Below are 21,723 nucleotides of genomic sequence, written 5' to 3'. Positions count from 1 at the left end.
AGGTTATCCTTGCATCTGCGGTTTGCGCGCGGTGACATGAATATAGCGGCCAAGGCTGATATACGGTTCCTGGCGGCAATAGCGCGTTTCTAACTCAAGTAACATTTCATAACCGTCACGCTGTTGATGCTTATCTCGCAGATAATCATGAAACACGCGCACGCCTGTCTTACCGGTTATCTGCCAACCGATCTCTTCCAGCCACTGGTAAACCTGTCCTGGTTCACGCGGATAGTCTGGTGAAAGCGTACGTTTTTTACGTTTTGGCATCCCAACCTGCACATAGTCGAAATTCCCTGCGACCATGTTGTGCATCAGCAGACCGTTAGCATTGTAGAACATTAACGATAACGCGCCGCCGGGACGTAATACCGACCACAGGGTTTGCAGCACGCAAACCGGTTCGGCCACCCATTCCAGCACAGCATGAAACAATATCAGATCAACCGGGCTTTCCAAATGCGCAGCAACATCCTGAGCGGCGCATTGTATGAAATGCATGTTTCCGCTCACACCTTTTGCCTCTGCTGCCTGTTGCGCACGGGCGATCATCTCACCGGACAGGTCACATAATGTCACGAAGTGACCGCGCTCCGCCATTTTGATGGCCGTTTGCCCTTCGCCCCCACCCGCATCCAGAATATGTAATTTCTGTTCACCGAGCGTGGGCAGTAAGCGATCCAAATCCTGCCAGAGAATAGCCTGTCTTAATTGACCTTTGGTGGTGCCGTAAATGTTACGGGAAAACTTCTCTGCAATGTCATCAAAATTGCGATCCCGCATCGGGCTCTCCACAGGCTGGCTTTAGGGTGACTAAGTAAAACCGCTATTTTGTCACACCCACGCCGAGAATGAACCTTCCTGGTGTAATATCGCTGCAGATCCCCTGCTATATGGTTAAAAAAGGAACCAAAAAGGATGCTTTTTACGCTGAAGAAAGTGATTGGCGGTATGATGCTGCCGCTTCCGTTGATGCTGCTTGTGATGGGCATCGGCCTGGGGTTAATCTGGTTTAGCCGCTTTCAGAAAACGGGGAAAGTGTGTATCAGCCTGAGTTGGCTCGCACTTTTACTGCTTAGCCTGCAACCTGTCGCCGATCGTCTGCTGAAACCGCTTGAGGATAGTTATCCAACCTGGCAGGGTACGCAAAAAGTGGAGTACATTGTGGTGTTGGGTGGCGGATATACGTGGAATCCGCAGTGGGCGCCAAGTTCAAACCTGATCAACAACAGCCTTCCACGTCTGAATGAAGGTATTCGCCTATGGCGCGCAAACCCGGGCTCGAAGCTTATCTTTACCGGCGCTGCCGCAAAAACCAATAATGTCAGCACGGCTGAAGCTGGCGCTCGCGTGGCGCAGTCGCTGGGCGTGCCCCGCAGCGAGATCATTACGCTGGACAAACCTAAAGATACCGAAGAAGAAGCGATAGCAGTAAAACAGGCCATTGGCGATACGCCGTTCCTGCTGGTGACATCCGCATCGCACTTACCGCGTGCGATGATTTTCTTCCAGCAGGCCGGACTGCATCCGTTGCCTGCACCCGCTAATCAACTGGCCATCGATTCACCACTCAATCCGTGGGAGCGAGCAATTCCTTCGCCTGTCTGGCTGATGCATAGCGATCGTGTTGGTTACGAAACGTTGGGGCGCATCTGGCAGTGGCTAAAAGGTTCAGGCGAGCCACGGCAGTAGTGATTTCGTTGCCAGGTCAAAGTTGGAACGATTAAAACGTCCGGTATTGACCAGTTGCGCAACCTCATCCCATAACACATACAGCCAGCGCCGCCAGATGAACGACTCCGCCACTGGCGCGCGCTGCAGGTATTGCCATAGCAGGCTTTCCGCCAGCGCATTATCCATTAAGCGGAACAGTTCATATTCCCTGGGCGCCCACAGCATCAACCCCGGCCCCACCATTGCCAGAAGCTGATCGCTACGGGCGTCTTTAAGCATGCTGCGTAAGCTGAAATTACCGTGGATCAGCACGCAGTTATCATTGAATCCTTCAAATAAAGCGGGCAAACACTCACGGGTACGAAACAGGATCCGTTTGTCCTGCATTGTCAGCCCGGTATTGTTGAACTGACTTAACGTAGTCCACAGCACCTCAACTCGCTGACGATACCAGGATGGCCAGATATTCTCTTGCGTGTTATCCACCATTCCCACACAGCCGCGGCTATCCTGTCGATGCCATGAAAGCAGACCTTCTACAATCTGATCCTTTAAATGTTCCCAGCGTTCGGGCGTTCTGGCTGGCGCTTCTACCGGCACACCGCGTAAACGCTCAAGCAACAGGACATCAGGGCCGGGATGCTCTTCGTGCGTTAAGACCCCATAAATGACTGGCATACGCACAGTCCCGCTACGTGCCAGCATGGTGGTTTTCCATGCTAACTGCTGCGCCATCCCCGGTGTGGTGAAACTTCTCGCCATCAGTGGCATCGGATTTCCCTGGCTGTCATACAGTGACCACAGGGCCGTATCCACTTTTTCATTTACGCATTCAATACGACTGAGTTTTTCACCCAGCAGATGGCTGAGTTCGGCACGCAACTGTTCCATTTCAGATTGCCCTCATTAATGCTACTGCTTTCATAATGAGCGTCGTGCAGACAGATGTCACCCGGATGAGATCAATTGATGAAAAGAAAAGTGGAGGGAAAGCGTAACGATACGACACTCCTCCCAAAAAATCGCATCACCGGGGGGAGTGTCATGAGAAAAACTAACGCATTTCAGCGCGAACGCGCTCAAGGTCTTCGGCAGTGTCTACGCCGGTTCCCGGGACTTCTTTTGCGACGGCAACGTGAATTTTCTCGCCGTACCACAGCACACGCAGTTGCTCCAGCATTTCAATATGCTCAAGCGGACTCGGCTGCCAGTTTACATAACGGCGAATAAATCCGGCGCGATAACCGTAAATGCCCAGGTGACGCAGGAAGGTATCGCCCACCGTTTCGAGGCTTTTGGAAAAACGGTCGCGATCCCATGGGATCGTCGCACGGGAAAAATAGAGAGCATAACCTTCGGCATCCAGCACAACTTTTACCGCATTTGGATTAAACGCCTCTTCTGCGCTGTGAATCGGGGCTGCAAGGGTCGCCATACCAACCTGGCGCTGCGCCAGATTCTCAGCGACCTGACGAATAATGACCGCCGGGATCATCGGCTCATCACCCTGGACGTTCACAATAACGGTATCATCGCTAAAGCCACATTTCTCGACAACTTCCGCCAGTCGCTCCGTGCCAGACTGGTGATCGGCACGGGTCATGCACACTTCGCCACCCACCGCTTCTACCGCACGAGCGACATCTTCATGATCGGTGGCAACAATAATACGCTCAGCGCCAGATTCACGCGCACGTTCCAGGACATGCACAATCATGGGCTTGCCGTTGATATCCAGCAGCGGCTTACCCGGCAAACGTGTGGACGCATAACGCGCAGGAATAATGACCACAAAACTCATGATTTACTCTCATCAGCAGTCAGAACACGGGCTTCGGTTTCCAGCAAAACTGGAATGCCGTCGCGCAGTGGGAAAGCAAGGTTATCCAGTTTACAAATCAGTTCCTGTTTTTCCTGGTTAAACCAGAGTTTGCCATTGCATACCGGGCAGGCAATGATTTCAAGCAGACGATGATCCATAGTTCCTCCAGATGGACCGGATTGTGAATCCGTAAATATTAACATAATCAATTAAGAGGCTGGGTCTATTTCCCAACCGTGCCGAGATTCAGCAAATAAACCGTCCGGGCAATGCCCCAATGTCACTCGCGTCGCCTGCTGCCAGCGGGCAAAATCATCAATCGCCTGAAACAATCCTTTTTGCAGAGTAACCCCTGGTTTGATGCCATCCTGCAACCACAGCGAAATAACCTCCAGCACGCCGGTTTTACGGTGCATTTTGGCGTCCATGCGCCCAACTAACTGCCCGCGATGCAGCAACGGCAAGACGAAATAACCATACTGACGTTTCGGCGCTGGCGTATAGCATTCCAGTCGGTAGCTAAAATCAAACAGCTGTTCTGCCCGTTTACGATCCCAGACCACCGGATCAAACGGGGATAAAACAGCGTTGTGGGTGGCAGTCAACTTTCCCGCCAGAGCAAGTTCCAGTTGCGGCTGAAGGTGGCTGTGCAACCACAAGGTGCCCAGCCCTTCTACATCAACAGGAATTATATGTCGCTGTTCCCTTCGCATATCGCACCAGTTTTTTAACGCCGGACGCTTCAGGCGATAGTAGTCCGCCAACCACTGCTCACGGAAAATACCCAAACTACGGGCGCTATTATCCAGCATCACAATTTCGGCTTCATCCTGCGACAGCCGGTCACGCTCGTCATCCCAATGAGGCATGACGCGATGCGTTAAATCATACACTCGCTGAAAATTACGCCGCTCCACCACCATCACTTTCCCGGATGTAAAAAGCCCTTCCAGATGCCGCTTTTGTGGTTTCCATTCCCACCAACCGCTGGCGCCCTTACGCGGATGCTCGAAATCGGCTGAACGTACCGGCCCGTTATGCTGGATATGCTGTAACAGTTGCTCAATTTCATGGGCATGTTCTTTCATCCACGCCGCTTTGTATTTCCAGCCCATTTTTTCCGGAGCCAACATACGATGGCGTATCAGCGTAAAGTCGCTGCGCGGTAAAAAACAGGCTTCATGCGCCCAATACTCCATCAATTCGCCCTGCAGTAAGGACTCATCCAGCCATTGGGGGGAATAGTCACCCAAACGACTAAACAGCACCAGATAGGGACTGCGCGCCACAATATTGATGGTATCGATTTGCAGTAACGACATACGCGAAATGGTGGGAAGAATATCTGCAGGCGTTGCCCGGCGGCGTGTTTTTTTCAGTAGCCCCTGGGCAGCAAGATGAAGATGACGGGCATCTGTCAAAGAAAGGTGCGGCAACGACATTTATGGCCTCATAAATGATTCGCTGCCGCAGCGTGAATCAGTCAGCGAGTCAGCGAGATTAAGCTATCCAGCAACACATCAGGCCGTTCGCCTGACAGATGAGCGTCAACCGGTAAATACCACCAGTTTTCATCGGCAAACGCACGACATTTAACCGCATCTTTTTCCGTCATCACCAGCGTTTGTCCTTCTGCTAACAACGCACTGACGTCACTGTAGGTCAGAGACTGATGGTCCGCCAGTGCGACACATTTTTGTAACCTGGCGCCACATGCCTCAAGCGTGGCAAAAAAACGGGGTGGATGACCGATACCCGCCATGGCGACAATATCAGGCAGTTGCGCCACATCGCGACGTTCACCGGTACGTAAATTAACGGCCGGCCCCGGCTCAAGATGCATGGGAATTTCACCCGGTCGCGCAACGCCGCCATTAACGATCGTGGCATCTACCGATTTAAGGCGACCTGCGCGTTCACGCATTGGCCCAGCAGGGAGCCACCAGCCGTTACCAAACCGACGCACACCGTCAATCACCACGATTTCCACATCACGAGCCAGACGATAGTGCTGTAACCCATCGTCTGTCACAATAATCTGCACGTCATGGTGAGCAAGGATCGCTTTTACCGCATCCGATCTTACCGGAGATACCGCTACGGGTACGCCGGTACGTTGAAAGATAAGCACAGGCTCATCACCCGCTTCTGCGGTAGTGGTGTCTGCCGTTAGCAATAGCGGATAAGTCACTGCTTTCCCGCCATAACCACGAGACACTACGCCCACACGAATACCGCGTTGCTGCAGCTGCTCAACCAGCCAAATCACTACCGGCGTTTTACCATTGCCGCCCGCGGTAAGATTGCCAACCACCACCACCGGTACTGGCGCACGCCATGCACGTTTAAGCCCAAGCTTGTAGCATAGGCGGATCCCGCCACTCACCAGGCCATACAGCCAGGAGAGTGGAAGTAGCAATCGCCACAGCGGCGATTCACCAGACCAGATACGTGCGATCATTGACCGAATTGCATCTTATGTAATTGTGCATAAACCCCACGCTGCTCAAGCAGTTCGCTATGGGTTCCGCGTTCGACAATCAGACCATCCTCCACCACGATGATCTCGTCTGCCTGTTCAATGGTAGAAAGGCGGTGAGCAATAACCAGAGAGGTACGGTTTTTCTGTAGCTCATCCAGCGCAGACTGAATCGCGCGTTCGGATTCGGTATCCAGCGCCGACGTAGCTTCATCGAGGATCAGGATCGGACTGTCGCGCAGCAAGGCGCGAGCGATGGCGATACGCTGGCGCTGACCACCTGAAAGCAGCACGCCGTTTTCGCCAATCACCGTATCCAGACCATCATCCATCTTGTTGATGAAATCCATGGCGTAGGCCATCTGTGCCGCTTTTTCGATCTGCTCGCGGCTGTACATATCGGTACGCGCGTAGGCGATGTTGTTGGCAACCGTATCATTGAACAGGTGAACGTTCTGCGATACCAGCGCCACCTGATCGCGCAGCGATGACAGGGTGTATTCACGCAGGTCGTGCCCATCCATCAGAATCTGCCCTTCATCAATATCGTAGAAGCGCGTGATCAGGCTGGCGATAGTGGATTTACCAGAACCCGAACGACCAACCAGGGCAACGGTTTTGCCCGCCGGAATATTCAGGTTGATGTTACGTAGCGCAGGAATGTCACGGCCCGGGTAGGTAAAGGTCACATTACGGAACTCCAGATCGCCAGAAGCGCGCTCAATGACGCGTTTACCTTCATCTTTCTCTTGTTCGCTATCCAGTATCGTAAATAAGGTCTGGCATGCCGCCATACCGCGCTGGAACTGCGCATTGACGTTAGTCAGTGACTTCAGTGGACGCATCAGGGCGATCATTGAAGAGAAGACAACGGTGATTGTCCCTGCCGTCAGGTTTTCCATCACGCTTGGGAAACTGGCCGCATATAACACGAAGGCCAGAGCCAGAGAAGCGATCAACTGGATGATAGGATCGGAGATAGAAGAGGCAGAAACCATCTTCATACCCTGCAGACGCATCTTGTTGCTGACTTTGTCAAAACGCTTGGTTTCAACTTCCTGACCACCAAAAATCAAAACTTCTTTGTGGCCTTTCAGCATCTGCTCCGCACTTGTCGTAACCTGCCCCATGGTGTTTTGCATGTTTTTACTGATGCTACGAAAGCGCTTGGAAACCACTCGGATTGCCACTGACACAATTGGCGCCAGCACAATCAGGATCAATGACAGCTGCCAACTGTAATAGAACATCATGATAAACAGGCCAATAATCGAGGCACCTTCACGTACTACGGTGATTAGCGCACCAGAAGATGATGACGCGACCTGCTCTGAATCATAGGTAATACGAGACAGCAGCGTACCGGTAGACTGTTTATCAAAAAAGGCGACAGGCATACCCATCATATGACCAAACAGGCGGCGGCGCATGGTCATGACCACTTTGCCTGACACCCATGAAATACAGTAGCTGGAGACGTAGCTCGTAATACCGCGAACTATCATTAGCCCAATGACCACCAGAGGCATCCACAGCAGCACAGAGCGATCAGTTTTACCAAAACCATCATCCAGTAATGGCTTGAGGAGCGATAACATGAAGGTATCGCTGGCCGCGTTAAGGACTAACGCTATACCCGCCACGATCAGACCCGATTTAAAAGGCGCTATGGTTGGCCATAGTCGGCGAAACGTCTGCCACGTAGAGAGATCTTTATCGTTATGCATTCAAAAAACCAGCATTTGTTAGAATAGCCGCATATTCTACCCGTTATCCTCCAACACGCCAAACCACTGATGATACCAACGGGGTAAAATCTGATCCCGTAAGCTGCGTATGCGCCAACTTTTTTGATAAATATCTAGCGTGATTTGCCCCTGGTGGGGTGTGTCCAGCCACTGATAATTTTGTTTCCGGTAACGCTGTCGGACTTTCCATGACGGTAGACGCCAGGCATTGTAGCGGGATGCTGAGGCTATTGCGGCCTGTCCGCCAACGCGTTGAATCAGCGCCAATGAGGATGACGTGTTACTCCCGTGGTGTGGAACCTGCACAAACGTAGCCTGCAGATGCTGCCAGTAGTGACTTAGCATTTTTTGTTCAGCAGGGGATTCAATATCACCAGTCAGGAGAATACTCTGATGTCCGTCATCCACCTTTACCACACAGGAATGGTTATTCCCCTGCTCTTTATTTCCACTGACTGGCCAATGTGCACTAAATGTTAATCCCTGCCATTGCCAATGCTCCCCGCGAAAACAAGGGAGATGCCCTTTCCAGCCCAACGGACTTCTGATCCACAGTGACGGCCAGGCTTGCTGTAGCGATTGCAACCCTCCACGGTGATCCAAATGCTCGTGACTTAGAATTACCCCTTGCGGTTCCAGGTTGTGCCAACGTAGCCAGGGAATAATCAGCTGTTGCGCGCTATCACCTTCAGGCCATGCCAGACCAGTATCATAAAGCAGTGCTTTACCATTACGCGCAATCACCATCGCCAGCCCCTGCCCGACGTCCAGCATATGTACCTGCCACAAATCAGCGCGGGGTGTCCTCCAGAACGGTCCACTCAATAACAAAAGCCCGGTAAAACAGGCAACCGGTAGCGTTTCCCAGGCATTTAATCGCCATGCAATAAGCATCAGCCATGGGGACAGTGCAAGCCATTGCCAACGCGCATCAATGTTGAGCCATCCTTCCGGTAAGCTATTGAGACCCCAAAATAACAGCTCCATAGAACGGTCAGCGAGATACCACAGCCCTGCCTCGATCATCACCTGACCGGTTAAATGCACGACCATACCCGCTAATATCAGAGGAACTGAAACAAATGTGACCAGCGGTACCGCAAATAAATTGGCCAGCAATGAGCTCAGGCTAACACCGTGAAATAATGCGATTTGGACAGGCAGAAGCAGTACCGTAATTCCCAGTTGAAGATGAGCAAGCGCCAGCACTGCACGTCCGATACGCGAGAGCGGCCAGCACGGCATCGGCATCCACTGAAACCAGAATAGCAGCGCCGCTACGGCGAAAGCAGACAACCACAGACTTTGTGAAATCACCGCGACCGGATCTACTACCACAATTGCTGCCAGACAGGTAATCCAGACCGCCCAGCCACTCCACTGCCTGCCGCTTAGTTTTAGTGCCCCCCATACCATTAGCGCGATGACCGTGCGTAATGCCGGTGGTTGCAGCCCCGTCAGCCAGGCATAAAATGCAGCGCAGAGCACCCCCCCGACTAGCGGAGCCTGCCAGCAGATCCAGCGTGCTGGCATAAAAAATTGTCCGCCTCGTATCAATCCGCCAGCGAGGAGTGCGGCAAAAGCAATATGCAGCCCGGAAATGGCCATCAAATGTGCTGTTCCGGTGTCACGCATTATATTTTTTACCGCCTGCGATACAGACAAACGTTCCCCCATCCCCAGCCCCAGTATGACTTGCTGCCAGGGATAGGCGGCAAGCGTGGTTTTTAGCGAGGAGAGATAACGTGCACGCAGACTGCATTGCGGTGTAATCACTGAGGCCTGCAGAAATCGCCCCGTTAGCGGCTGATGCTGTGCCAATGCATAGCGCTGGCTATCAAATCCACCTTCATTCAGTTGCCCATGCACAGCACGAACTTTCAGCATCATCGCCCATGTCTGACCTGCGCAAACATCGCCAGGTAAGTACTGTCCATACAGTACGACGCCAACGGCAGGAAAGATTCGTTTCCCCTGAAGGTGAGTGATTTGGCCGTAGTGCGTTGTCATATTGTCAGTTCCGGTTATCCTCACAATGGCTTGCTGGGTTTTCGCAGGCAGCGTATTACCGGCCCAGATAACCTCTTTCGCAGCCAGTATTCCCCACAGGAAAAACAGCAGGACTAATCCAGCGTAATGCATATATCGATGAGGAATGAGACAAAGCAGACACGCCAGACCAAATACCAAGCTGACACACAGCATGTCAGGTAATACGGGTAATACCGTCAGCGGGAGAATGCCGCATAACGCACACGTACTGATTGTTGTTAGTTTCATATGACACCTCCCTGTGACAGGGAGTGTGCAGGACAATTCAGCAGATGTCTGGCAACTATTTACCGGTAAACGAGGTGCGTTCCGATGTTATTTAACTGCAGATGTAACATACAAATATGTTGGGAGAGAGATTCCAGCACTGGGAGGTGAAAATGAAAAAAGCACCCATACAGGTGCTTTTCTCGGGGCTAAGTCTTGCTGAGGACTTAACCGTAAATATTGGCGCGATCGCGCAGTTCTTTACCCGGCTTAAAGTGCGGAACATATTTTCCTTCCAGATCCACTTTATCGCCAGTCTTCGGATTACGTCCGGTGCGTGGTGCGCGGTAATGCAAAGAAAAACTGCCGAAACCGCGGATTTCAATACGCTCGCCCTGCGCAAGAGTCGAGGCCATATGTTCCAGCATCTCTTTTACTGCATCTTCAACCGCTTTCGCGGGAATATGAGGTTGCTGGGTTGCAAGTCTTTCAATCAATTCTGACTTGGTCATGATTCCTCCGGTTCCTTAAAGGCAAAATTAGCTGCTGCATTGATTAAGGGCGGCCGTAGCCGCCCTTTGTCATTGATTACAGGACGAATCCTGTAATCTGTCAAGCTACTCGTCACCCTTTGTGTTGTTAACAGCACAAAGGATTTATACCCGTCATACTTCAAGTTGCATGTGCGGGTATAGAGTACTCGATATTACTCGCCTTTAGCTGCTTTGAAAGCTTCAGCCATTGCGTTGTTAGAGAAGTTTGCATCTTCCTGTTTGTTAACAGTTGCGATTGCATCTTTCTCATCAGCTTCGTCTTTAGCACGAACAGACAGGCTGATTGCACGGTTCTTACGATCAACGCCGGTGAATTTAGCTTCAACGTCGTCGCCTACGCTCAGAACCAGAGTTGCATCTTCAACGCGGTCGCGGGAAGCTTCAGAAGCGCGCAGGTAACCTTCAACGCCGTCAGCCAGTTCTACGGTTGCGCCTTTAGCGTCAACTGCAGTGACTTTACCGTTTACGATTGCGCCTTTCTTGTTCAGTGCAACCCAGTTGTTGAACGGATCTTCTGCGAGCTGTTTAACGCCCAGAGAGATACGCTCACGCTCTGCGTCAACCTGCAGAACAACTGCTGCGATTTCGTCGCCTTTTTTGTATTCACGAACTGCTTCTTCGCCTGCAACGTTCCAGGAGATGTCAGACAGGTGAACCAGGCCGTCGATGCCGCCGTCCAGGCCGATGAAGATACCGAAGTCAGTAATAGACTTGATTTTACCTTCAACACGGTCGCCCTTGTTGTGGGTTTCCGCGAACTGCTGCCATGGGTTGTTTTTGCACTGCTTCAGACCCAGGGAGATACGACGACGTTCTTCGTCGATATCCAGAACCATAACTTCCACTACGTCGCCAACGTTAACAACTTTGGACGGGTGGATGTTTTTGTTGGTCCAATCCATTTCGGAAACGTGAACCAGGCCTTCAACGCCTTCTTCGATTTCAACGAAGCAGCCGTAGTCGGTCAGGTTGGTCACGCGACCAGTCAGTTTGGTACCTTCCGGATAACGCTTAGCGATAGCTACCCATGGATCTTCGCCCAGCTGTTTCAGGCCCAGAGATACACGAGTACGCTCGCGGTCGAACTTCAGCACTTTAACAGTGATTTCGTCGCCAACGTTTACGATTTCGCTCGGATGCTTAACGCGTTTCCATGCCATGTCGGTGATGTGCAGCAGGCCGTCAACGCCACCCAGATCAACGAATGCACCGTAGTCAGTGAGGTTCTTAACGATACCTTTAACTTCCATGCCTTCCTGCAGGTTTTCCAGCAGCTGATCGCGTTCTGCGCTGTTTTCGGATTCGATAACGGCACGACGGGAAACAACAACGTTGTTACGCTTCTGATCCAGCTTGATTACTTTGAATTCAAGCTCTTTGCCTTCCAGGTGCAGCGTGTCGCGGACCGGACGAACGTCTACCAGGGAACCCGGCAGGAACGCGCGAATACCATTCAGCTCAACAGTGAAGCCACCCTTGACTTTGCCATTGATAACACCAGTAACGGTTGCAGCTTCTTCGTAAGCTTTTTCCAGCGTGATCCAAGCTTCGTGACGTTTAGCTTTTTCACGGGACAGCAGGGTTTCACCGAAGCCGTCTTCTACTGCATCCAGAGCAACGTCAACTTCGTCACCAACCTGGATTTCCAGCTCGCCCTGGGCGTTTTTGAACTGCTCTGCCGGAATGGCGGACTCAGATTTCAGACCGGCGTCAACCAGTACTACGTCTTTGTCGATAGCAACAACAACACCACGAACGATGGAACCCGGGCGGGTTTCGATTTCTTTTAAGGATTCTTCAAACAGTTGAGCAAAAGATTCAGTCATGTTTAATCTTCAGGTTTCATATTTAACGTCCACCTGGCTCCATGCCGGATGGGGTTGTTTAACATACCCGCTGTCAATCCATTGCAACGGGGGTACTGCAAATTCGGTCGCACTTATGCGAGAGCCAGTTTTTGGCGCGCGTATTGTAACGCTTTTTCAATCACTTGCTCAATGCTTAATCGGGTTGAATCTAAAACTAAAGCATCAGCAGCGGGAACCAGCGGCGCTACAGCACGGTTGCGATCGCGGTAATCGCGTTCTTCGATCTCGGCCAAAAGGCGTTCAAAGTTAACACTAAAGCCCTTCTCCTGCAACTGTAGCATACGTCGATGCGCACGTTCTTGCGAGGAGGCGTCCAGAAAAATTTTTACTGGCGCATCAGGGAACACCACCGTGCCCATATCACGTCCGTCGGCAATCAGGCCGGGCGCTTCACGAAACGCGCGTTGACGACGTAACAGCGCTTCGCGTACGCGAGGAAACGCAGCGACCTGAGAGGCGGCATTCGCCACTTCCTGGGTGCGGATTTCGCCGCTGACATCTTCGCCTTCCAGAATGACTTCCAGGTTGCCGTCCGTTGAGATAAAACGCACATCCAGGTGTGAGGCAAGCGGTACCAGAGCATCTTCAGAAGTGACATCAACATGGTGATGTAACGCTGCGAGCGCCAGTACGCGGTAGATCGCGCCTGAATCTAACAGATGCCACTGCAATGCTTCCGCCATTGCCTTGCACAAGGTGCCTTTTCCTGCACCACTTGGGCCATCAATGGTAATAACCGGGGCAATTGCCGTCATCTTTTTCTCCTTAAACGGGCATACGTTAACGTGAACGCCGCGCATTATACGCGCCAACGCTAATAATCGTTAACACAGAGTGTAAAAACCCGATTAGTCTGTAACGATATGAGGAAGAATTGCGCAATTATAGCGGGCTAGCGAGAAACCAGCCCGGAAGATGACACTGTTTTACTTTTTATCTGCAGCGATACGTTCACGCATATGCTGAGCACGATCGTCAGATGCCGGATGAGAATCCATCAGTGATTTTGCATGGCCTGCGTCCATCGTGGCAAACTTATCAAACGCAGTCACTAACCCCTGACGGTCAATACCGCGTTTTTTCAGCAAATCATAGGAAAAGTCATCCGCATCCGATTCCTGGCTACGGGAGAACGCTGAGTTAATCACACCTTCCGCCAGATCGCCCAACTGAGACTGGGAAAGCTGAGAAGCGACGCCGCTGGTCGCAGAAATAGCATCGCGCGCAGCGAGTGTGGCATACGCAGTCTGCATTGCTTTACGTGAGTGTCCTAAAGAAACATGGCCCAACTCATGACCCAGCACACCTTCAATCTCATTGTCGGTCATCTGGTCCATCAAACCCGAATAAACACGTACGCATCCATTCGCCATTGCCCAGGCATTGATATCACTGGTCATATAAACCTTATAGTTGACCGGCGTTCCATCAATGTTATTACCCAACGCTTTCGCAATTTTATTCAGACGCTTAGTGTATTTGCTTTTTGCGCCCGCTAGCTGGTTTTCGCTATCCATCTGCTTACATGAACTGTTAGAGAGAGATTTGACATCAGCGTCGGAAAGCGTCGCAGCTTTATAAGCCGCCATACCGGAACTGGCAACAAGGTCGCCATTTACGCCATTTTTACAACCTGCCAACAACGTAGCGGAAACCGCCAACGCCAAAAAGAGTGATTTATTTTTCATGCTAATCTTCCGATGATATTTATAATAAAAACAAATAAATAAGTTAAATCATCAACAAATTAGCATTAGTTGTAAGCGTAAAAACAGTGCGGTTACGGACATCGAAACGCCAGTCCAGGGACCGGCGTTTCGTGAGGATCAGGCAGGAGTACTAATACGGGCCAACTGTTCGAAATAATCCGGGAAGGTTTTGGCGGTGCATTTAGGGTCCAGAATGGTTACCGGCGTGTCAGACAACGCCACCAGCGAGAAACACATCGCCATACGGTGATCGTTATAGGTCGCAATATCCGCAAACTGCAGCTTAACCGGCGGAGTGATACGGATAAAATCATGCCCCTCTTCAACTTCCGCGCCCACTTTCCGCAACTCCGTTGCCATCGCAAACAGACGGTCGGTCTCTTTGACGCGCCAGTTGTAAATGTTCCGTAAAGTCGTTGTGCCCTTTGCAAACAACGCGGCGGTCGCAATGGTCATTGCCGCATCAGGAATATGGTTCATGTCCATATCGACAGCGTTCAACTCACCGCGAGTACAGGCAATAAAATCATCACCCCATGTCACGGTCGCGCCCATTTTTTCCAGCACATCAGCAAAGCGAATATCACCCTGCATGCTATGACGCCCAATCCCGGTAACCTTCACCGTACCGCCTTTGATCGCGCCAGCCGCAAGAAAATACGAGGCCGATGAAGCGTCGCCTTCTACCAGATAGGCGCCCGGAGACTGGTACTGTTGGTTGCCCTGCACGACAAAGCGCTGGTAGTTCTGATTCTCAATTTCAACACCAAACGTTTTCATCAGGTTCAGTGTGATATCAATGTAAGGTTTGGATACCAGCTCACCTTTAATGGCGATCGTCGTGTCCTGCGGCGCCAGCGGCGCAGTCATCAGCAATGCAGTGAGGAACTGGCTGGATACGCTGCCGTCTACCTCAACTTGCCCTCCGGTGAAACCACCGCGCAGACGTAGAGGCGGATAATTTTCCTGCTCCAGGTATTCAATGTTGGCTCCGCCCTGGCGTAACGCATCAACCAGATGACCAATCGGGCGCTCTTTCATGCGCGGTTCGCCCGTCAGCACGATGTCATTGCTGCCCAGGCACAGCGCTGCGGCCAGCGGGCGCATTGCGGTTCCGGCATTGCCAAGGAACAGCTCTACAGCGCCTTCTGCATGCAGCGCGCCGCCGTTACCGATTATCTCGCAACGCGTGCGATCGGCAGAAAGGGTATAGCTAATCCCTAACGCATTCAGAGCATTAAGCATATGGCGGACATCATCGCTGTCCAGCAGGTTGGTCAGGACAGTGGTGCCATTTGCTAATGCAGCCAGCAGCAAAGCGCGGTTAGAAACACTTTTGGATCCAGGCAGATTGATGGTGCCATCCACCCGCGCAATGGGTTGTAACGTCAGGGATTCCATGAAACTCAACTCTCAAAAACAGACATAAAAACCCCACAGACTGACTGTGGGGATGAAAATACAGCAGATTAGCCGCGGCGGCGCTCGAAATCGACCATGAAATCGGTCAGTGCTTTTACGCCTTCCAGCGGCATAGCGTTATAGATTGAAGCCCGCATTCCGCCAACTACACGATGTCCCTTCAGTGCATGCAGACCGGCAGCAAACGACTCTTCCAGGAAAAGTTTATCCAGCGCGTTGTCAGCCAACTGGAACGGGACGTTCATGCGTGAACGGTTCGATTTCGCCACATCGTTGCGGTAGAAATCGCTGTTATCAATCACGCCGTACAACAGTTCCGCTTTTTGCTGGTTAATTTTATCCATCGCGTTAACACCGCCCTGCTCTTTCAGCCATTTAAAAACCAGGCCAGACAGATACCAGGCAAAGGTCGGTGGCGTATTGAACATGGAGTCGTTGTCATTCAGCACGGTATAGTCGAGGATTGACGGGCAGGACACATGGGCCTTACCCAGCAAATCTTCACGTACGATGACAATGGTCAGCCCGGCCGGGCCGATGTTTTTCTGCGCCCCGGCGTAAATTACGCCATAACGACTAACGTCAAGCGGTGCGGAAAGAATGGTCGAGGACAGATCCGCCGTAACCACCACGTTGCTGGCAAAATTCGGCGTTTCATCAATCGCGATACCGTCGATGGTTTCGTTCGGACAATAGTGCAGATACGCCGCATTGTCAGAAAGCTGCCATTCACTCATCGGTTTAACAGCACGCAGTCCGTCAACGGTGACTTTGGCGTCGATAACATTTGGCGTGCAGTACTTTTTCGCTTCTTTAATTGCACTGGCGGCCCAGTAACCGGCATCGACGTAATCCGCCGTGGTTTTGTCACCCAGAATATTTAATGGGATACCCGCAAACTGCCCACGGCCACCGCCATGACAGAACAACACTTTATAGTTGGAGGGGATACTGAGAAGATCGCGAAAATCCTGCTCCGCTTCCTCTGCGACCTGGATGAACTCTTTGCCACGGTGGCTAATTTCCATCACCGACGTGCCAAGACCGTTCCAGTCGCGAAGATCCTGTTGAGCCAGTTTAAGTACTTCTGCCGGTAGCATTGCCGGACCTGAACTAAAATTGAAGACCTGAGCCATTTCCCCTCACCACGTTGTGTTGTTATCCGATCAACATCCTGTCGTTTACGATAATTCCTGTGACAGACATTGGGTATAAGTTATTCCTGTGGATATCGGTTTTATCATTCAGTGACACGCGCCGCAATGGGTAAAACTGGCCAGGGCAAAAATGAGCGGTGCATCACACAAAAGAATCTATCGGATTGACGGATAAAAACCGAGATTTTCGCTATCAGGAGGCGCATTTGGCCCAGCCAACCTTCGACCATTCTGGTTTTGCATAGCGCAGAGATATATAAAGAAAGAAGCCCCCTTCCCTTCAGCAGATAGTCCGCAGACATTCGACTGAACACGCTACGGTGTGAATCAAATGCTTTATTTGCGCCGAGGCTCGGGCGGCGATAGCGCCATTCATTGAAAACCCGTATCATTGCGCGCTTTCCGTACGACAAAAGTGATTTTCATGACGCAAACATTTATCCCCGGCAAAGATGCCGCACTGGAAGATTCCATCGCTCGCTTCCAGCAAAAATTACTCGACCTCGGTTTTCAAATTGAAGAAGCCTCGTGGTTGAATCCCGTTCCTAACGTCTGGTCTGTGCATATTCGCGACAAAGAATGCGCGCTGTGCTTTACCAACGGTAAAGGTGCGACGAAAAAAGCGGCGCTGGCCTCCGCACTGGGCGAATATTTTGAGCGTCTGTCCACGAATTACTTCTTTGCGGATTTCTGGCTGGGCGACACCATCGCTAACGGCCCGTTCGTACATTACCCGAACGAAAAATGGTTCCCACTGACAGAAGATGATGACGTACCTGAAGGTTTGCTGGATGCGCGTCTGCGTGCATTCTACGATCCAGACAATGAACTGACCGGTAGCATGCTTATCGATCTGCAATCCGGCAATGAAGAACGCGGCGTTTGCGGCCTGCCGTTTACCCGTCAGTCAGATAATCAGACCGTTTACATTCCGATGAACATTATCGGTAATCTGTACGTATCTAACGGTATGTCTGCGGGTAACACACCGAATGAAGCCCGCGTTCAGGGGCTGTCTGAAGTTTTTGAGCGCTATGTGAAAAACCGCATTATCGCGGAAAGCATCAGCCTGCCGGAAATTCCGGCCGAAGTGATGGCGCGTTACCCGGCAGTCGTTGAATCCATTGCAAAGCTGGAAGCCGAAGGATTCCCAATCTTCGCATACGACGGCTCGCTGGGCGGCAAATACCCGGTTATCTGCGTTGTACTGTTCAACCCGGCTAACGGTACCTGTTTTGCCTCTTTCGGCGCGCACCCGGATTTCGGTGTTGCACTGGAGCGTACCGTCACTGAACTGTTGCAGGGCCGTGGCCTGAAAGATCTTGATGTCTTCACTCCCCCAACCTTCGACGATGAAGAAGTGGCTGAGCACACTAACCTCGAAACGCACTTCATCGATTCCAGCGGTCTGATCTCCTGGGATCTGTTCAAGCAAGATGCCGATTACCCGTTCGTTGACTGGAATTTCTCTGGCACCACGGAAGAAGAGTTCGCCACCCTGATGGCCATCTTCAAAGCGGAAGATAAGGAAGTCTACATCGCCGACTACGAGCATCTGAGCGTTTACGCTTGCCGCATTATCGTCCCGGGCATGTCTGACATCTACCCTGCAGAAGATTTGTGGTTAGCCAACAACAGCATGGGAGCGCACCTGCGTGAGACCATTCTCTCTCTGCCAGGCAGCGAATGGGAAAAAGAAGACTACCTCAACCTGCTCGCACAACTGGATGAAGAAGGATTTGACGACTTCACTCGCGTACGTGAGCTGCTGGGTTTGGCGACCGGTGCGGATAATGGCTGGTATACCCTGCGCATTGGCGAGCTCAAAGTAATGCTGGCTCTGGCGGGTGGTGACCTTGAGCAGGCACTGATCTGGACGGAATGGACAATGGAATTTAATGCATCCGTCTTTAGTGCTGAACGCGCAAACTATTACCGTTGCCTGCAAACTCTGCTGCTGCTCTCTCAGGAAGAAGATCGTCAGCCGCTGCAGTATCTTAACGCATTTGTTCGTATGTACGGTGCAGAGGCAGTTGAAGCAGCAAGTGCAGCAATGAGCGGAGAAGCGCCATTCTACGGATTACAAACGGTTGATAGCGATCTGCGGGCTTTCCCGGCACATCAGTCTCTGCTGAAAGCCTATGAGAAGCTGCAACGCGCGAAAGCAGCACACTGGTCAAAATAGTGGCAAACAGCCCGCGTTGAGTAGGCTAAACGTATTGTCTGGGCTATATTACGGGGCGCTCTAAGCGCCCTGTTTTTTTATTTTTGTGTACTCAAAAATAAATGTAAAAACAAGGTTAAATATTAGTAGTTGATATTAAAATTTTTGGTTTATTAATATCGCTATTTATCTCAATTACTCCATTTTAATTAACCGTCCGACTGGAGGCATAAAGAAAAATTTCAACTCACTTTATAATTTTTAAAATTTATTTTTACATGGATAATCAACAAGTTACACCGTAATTGCATAAAAACCATGCGTCTTACGGGCCTATAAGCCAGGCGAGATATGATCTATATCAAATTCTCATCTATAATGCTTTGTTAGTATCTCGTCGCCGACTTAATAAAGAGAGAGTTAGTGTGAAAGCTGACAACCCTTTTGATCTTATACTTCCTGCTGCTATGGCCAAAGTTGCCGAAGAAGCAGGCGTCTATAAAGCAACGAAACATCCGCTTAAGACGTTCTATCTGGCAATTACTGCCGGTGTGTTCATTTCAATTGCCTTTGTTTTCTATATCACTGCCACAACCGGTACCGGCACAATGCCTTTCGGCATGGCAAAGCTGGTGGGTGGTATCTGCTTTTCCCTGGGGCTGATCCTTTGCGTTGTCTGCGGCGCTGACCTCTTCACTTCAACCGTACTGATTGTCGTCGCTAAAGCCAGTGGTCGTATTACCTGGGGTCAGTTAGCGAAGAACTGGCTTAACGTTTATGTCGGTAACCTGATTGGTGCGCTGATTTTTGTGTTACTCATGTGGCTTTCTGGCGAGTATATGACCGCCAACGGCGCGTGGGGACTCAACGTCCTGCAAACTGCCGACCACAAAGTGCACCATACTTTTGTTGAAGCTGTAAGCCTTGGTATTCTGGCTAACCTAATGGTGTGCCTGGCGGTATGGATGAGCTACTCTGGCCGCAGCCTGATGGACAAAGCGTTTATCATGGTATTACCGGTCGCAATGTTTGTTGCCAGCGGTTTTGAGCACAGTATCGCAAACATGTTTATGATCCCTATGGGTATCGTAATACGCGATTTCGCCACCCCGGAATTCTGGACCGCTGTCGGTTCTTCTCCGGAGAATTTTTCTCACCTGACCGTGATGAATTTCATCACCGATAACCTGATTCCGGTTACGATCGGTAACATTATCGGCGGCGGTTTGTTGGTCGGGTTGACATACTGGGTCATTTACCTGCGTGGTAACGATCATCATTAATTTGTTGATGCTCATTACACGCAGTAAATAAAAAATCCACTTAAGAAGGTAGGTGTTACATGTCCGAGCTTAATGAAAAGTTAGCCACAGCCTGGGAAGGTTTTACCAAAGGTGATTGGCAGAATGAAGTAAACGTCCGTGACTTCATTCAGAAAAACTACACTCCGTATGAGGGTGACGAGTCCTTCCTGGCTGGCGCAACTGAAGCGACCACTGCACTGTGGGACAGCGTAATGGAAGGCGTTAAACAGGAAAACCGCACTCACGCGCCTGTTGACTTTGACACCTCCGTTGCTTCTACCATCACTTCTCACGACGCTGGCTACATCAACAAAGCGCTTGAGAAAATTGTTGGTCTGCAAACTGAAGCTCCGCTGAAACGTGCGATTATCCCGTTTGGCGGTATCAAAATGGTTGAAGGTTCCTGCAAAGCGTACAATCGCGAACTGGACCCGATGCTGAAAAAAATCTTCACCGAATACCGTAAAACCCACAACCAGGGTGTATTCGATGTTTATACCAAAGACATTCTGAACTGCCGTAAATCCGGTGTTCTGACTGGTCTGCCAGATGCGTATGGCCGTGGCCGTATCATCGGTGACTACCGTCGCGTTGCGCTGTACGGTATCGACTACCTGATGAAAGACAAATACGCTCAGTTCGTCTCTCTGCAGTCCGATCTGGAAAATGGCGTAAACCTGGAAGCAACTATCCGTCTGCGTGAAGAAATCGCTGAACAGCACCGCGCTCTGGGTCAGATCAAAGAAATGGCTGCTAAATATGGCTGCGATATCTCTGGTCCGGCTACCAACGCTCAGGAAGCTATCCAGTGGACTTACTTCGGCTACCTGGCCGCGGTTAAATCTCAGAACGGTGCAGCAATGTCCTTCGGTCGCGTATCCACCTTCCTGGATGCTTACATCGAACGTGACCTGAAAGCAGGCAAAATCACCGAGCAAGACGCACAGGAAATGATCGACCACCTGGTCATGAAACTGCGTATGGTTCGCTTCCTGCGTACTCCTGAATATGATGAACTGTTCTCCGGTGACCCGATTTGGGCAACTGAATCAATCGGCGGTATGGGCGTTGATGGCCGTACTCTGGTTACCAAAAACAGCTTCCGCTTCCTGAACACCCTGTACACCATGGGTCCTTCTCCGGAGCCGAACATCACCGTTCTGTGGTCTGAAAAACTGCCTCTGAACTTCAAGAAATTCGCCGCTAAAGTGTCCATCGACACCTCTTCTCTGCAGTACGAGAACGATGACCTGATGCGTCCGGACTTCAACAACGACGACTACGCTATCGCTTGCTGCGTAAGCCCGATGGTTGTTGGTAAACAAATGCAGTTCTTCGGTGCGCGTGCAAACCTGGCGAAAACCATGCTGTACGCAATCAACGGTGGCGTTGATGAAAAACTGAAAATGCAGGTTGGTCCTAAATCTGAACCGATCAAAGGCGACGTTCTGAACTTCGACGAAGTTATGGACCGCATGGATCACTTCATGGACTGGCTGGCTAAACAGTACGTCACCGCACTGAACGTTATTCACTACATGCACGACAAGTACAGCTACGAAG

General features: G+C 51.1%; 18 protein-coding genes. 4 read left to right on the top strand and 14 right to left on the bottom strand.

Features of this window, described 5'->3' with window-relative positions:
• Positions 1 to 3 precede the first annotated feature (3 nt).
• Entirely contained in the window at positions 4 to 783 is a 780-nt protein-coding gene (gene cmoM, locus FDX24_RS06075) for a tRNA uridine 5-oxyacetic acid(34) methyltransferase CmoM (protein WP_040231810.1), read from the bottom strand.
• A gap of 135 nt (positions 784 to 918) precedes the next feature.
• Here cmoM and elyC point away from each other — a divergent pair, with 135 nt between their 5' ends.
• Complete coding sequence (gene elyC / locus FDX24_RS06070) at positions 919 to 1,692, top strand: envelope biogenesis factor ElyC (RefSeq protein ID WP_137363993.1); 774 nt, start codon at positions 919 to 921, stop codon at positions 1,690 to 1,692.
• Here the strand turns inward: elyC and FDX24_RS06065 are convergent.
• From FDX24_RS06065 to serC, 13 genes are all read right to left on the bottom strand, one after another.
• Complete coding sequence (locus FDX24_RS06065; RefSeq protein ID WP_005123553.1) at positions 1,672 to 2,565, bottom strand: YcbJ family phosphotransferase; 894 nt, start codon at positions 2,563 to 2,565, stop codon at positions 1,672 to 1,674. The two genes, elyC and FDX24_RS06065, sit on opposite strands and share 21 nt — an antisense overlap.
• 163 nt (positions 2,566 to 2,728) lie before the next feature.
• Entirely contained in the window at positions 2,729 to 3,475 is a 747-nt protein-coding gene (kdsB, locus tag FDX24_RS06060; RefSeq protein WP_048212136.1) for a 3-deoxy-manno-octulosonate cytidylyltransferase, read from the bottom strand.
• Entirely contained in the window at positions 3,472 to 3,654 is a 183-nt protein-coding gene (gene ycaR, locus FDX24_RS06055; RefSeq protein WP_003035793.1) for a protein YcaR, read from the bottom strand. The genes kdsB and ycaR overlap by 4 nt, the downstream gene beginning before the upstream one ends.
• Positions 3,655 to 3,705: 51 nt before the next feature.
• A complete protein-coding gene (locus FDX24_RS06050; protein WP_137363992.1) occupies positions 3,706 to 4,938 on the bottom strand; it encodes a winged helix-turn-helix domain-containing protein in 1,233 nt (410 codons plus the stop codon).
• Positions 4,939 to 4,979: 41 nt separating this feature from the next.
• Positions 4,980 to 5,957 (bottom strand): tetraacyldisaccharide 4'-kinase, encoded by a 978-nt coding sequence (gene lpxK, locus FDX24_RS06045; RefSeq protein WP_137363991.1) that lies wholly within the window; start codon positions 5,955 to 5,957, stop codon positions 4,980 to 4,982.
• On the bottom strand, positions 5,954 to 7,702 hold the full coding sequence (msbA, locus tag FDX24_RS06040) for a lipid A ABC transporter ATP-binding protein/permease MsbA (RefSeq protein ID WP_048212139.1): 1,749 nt from the start codon (positions 7,700 to 7,702) through the stop codon (positions 5,954 to 5,956). The genes lpxK and msbA overlap by 4 nt, the downstream gene beginning before the upstream one ends.
• Before the next feature lie 36 nt (positions 7,703 to 7,738).
• Positions 7,739 to 10,003: a ComEC family protein gene (locus FDX24_RS06035; RefSeq protein ID WP_137363990.1), complete on the bottom strand. Its 2,265-nt coding sequence runs from the start codon at positions 10,001 to 10,003 to the stop codon at positions 7,739 to 7,741.
• 206 nt (positions 10,004 to 10,209) lie between these two features.
• A complete protein-coding gene (gene ihfB, locus FDX24_RS06030; protein WP_003035780.1) occupies positions 10,210 to 10,494 on the bottom strand; it encodes an integration host factor subunit beta in 285 nt (94 codons plus the stop codon).
• Positions 10,495 to 10,688: 194 nt separating this feature from the next.
• Positions 10,689 to 12,362 carry a 30S ribosomal protein S1 gene (gene rpsA, locus FDX24_RS06025; RefSeq protein WP_003035776.1) on the bottom strand — a complete coding sequence of 558 codons (1,674 nt, stop codon included), beginning with the start codon at positions 12,360 to 12,362 and terminating at the stop codon, positions 10,689 to 10,691.
• A gap of 113 nt (positions 12,363 to 12,475) precedes the next feature.
• On the bottom strand, positions 12,476 to 13,159 hold the full coding sequence (cmk, locus tag FDX24_RS06020; RefSeq protein WP_005123561.1) for a (d)CMP kinase: 684 nt from the start codon (positions 13,157 to 13,159) through the stop codon (positions 12,476 to 12,478).
• Positions 13,160 to 13,330: 171 nt separating this feature from the next.
• Complete coding sequence (locus FDX24_RS06015; RefSeq protein ID WP_048212141.1) at positions 13,331 to 14,092, bottom strand: M48 family metallopeptidase; 762 nt, start codon at positions 14,090 to 14,092, stop codon at positions 13,331 to 13,333.
• Between the two features lie 138 nt (positions 14,093 to 14,230).
• Positions 14,231 to 15,514, bottom strand: coding sequence for a 3-phosphoshikimate 1-carboxyvinyltransferase (aroA, locus tag FDX24_RS06010; RefSeq protein ID WP_061067616.1), 1,284 nt, complete (start codon positions 15,512 to 15,514; stop codon positions 14,231 to 14,233).
• A 68-nt stretch (positions 15,515 to 15,582) separates the two neighbouring features.
• Entirely contained in the window at positions 15,583 to 16,671 is a 1,089-nt protein-coding gene (gene serC / locus FDX24_RS06005) for a 3-phosphoserine/phosphohydroxythreonine transaminase (protein WP_048212142.1), read from the bottom strand.
• Positions 16,672 to 17,116: 445 nt separating this feature from the next.
• On the opposite strand from serC, the gene ycaO reads away from it, so the two are divergent.
• From ycaO to FDX24_RS05990, 3 genes are all read left to right on the top strand, one after another.
• Positions 17,117 to 18,877, top strand: coding sequence for a 30S ribosomal protein S12 methylthiotransferase accessory factor YcaO (gene ycaO, locus FDX24_RS06000; RefSeq protein WP_061067615.1), 1,761 nt, complete (start codon positions 17,117 to 17,119; stop codon positions 18,875 to 18,877).
• Between the two features lie 404 nt (positions 18,878 to 19,281).
• Positions 19,282 to 20,139 carry a formate transporter FocA gene (focA, locus tag FDX24_RS05995; protein WP_003831909.1) on the top strand — a complete coding sequence of 286 codons (858 nt, stop codon included), beginning with the start codon at positions 19,282 to 19,284 and terminating at the stop codon, positions 20,137 to 20,139.
• 59 nt (positions 20,140 to 20,198) lie between these two features.
• The coding region (locus tag FDX24_RS05990; protein WP_137363989.1) for a pyruvate formate lyase family protein at positions 20,199 to 21,723 on the top strand (1,525 nt) is incomplete at its 3' end.

The sequence above is a fragment of the Citrobacter sp. wls716 genome (assembly GCF_005280975.1).
Taxonomy (GTDB): domain Bacteria; phylum Pseudomonadota; class Gammaproteobacteria; order Enterobacterales; family Enterobacteriaceae; genus Citrobacter; species Citrobacter youngae.
The sequence above is the reverse complement of the archived record's forward strand: the minus strand, read 5'-3'. Positions and strand labels throughout refer to the sequence as shown.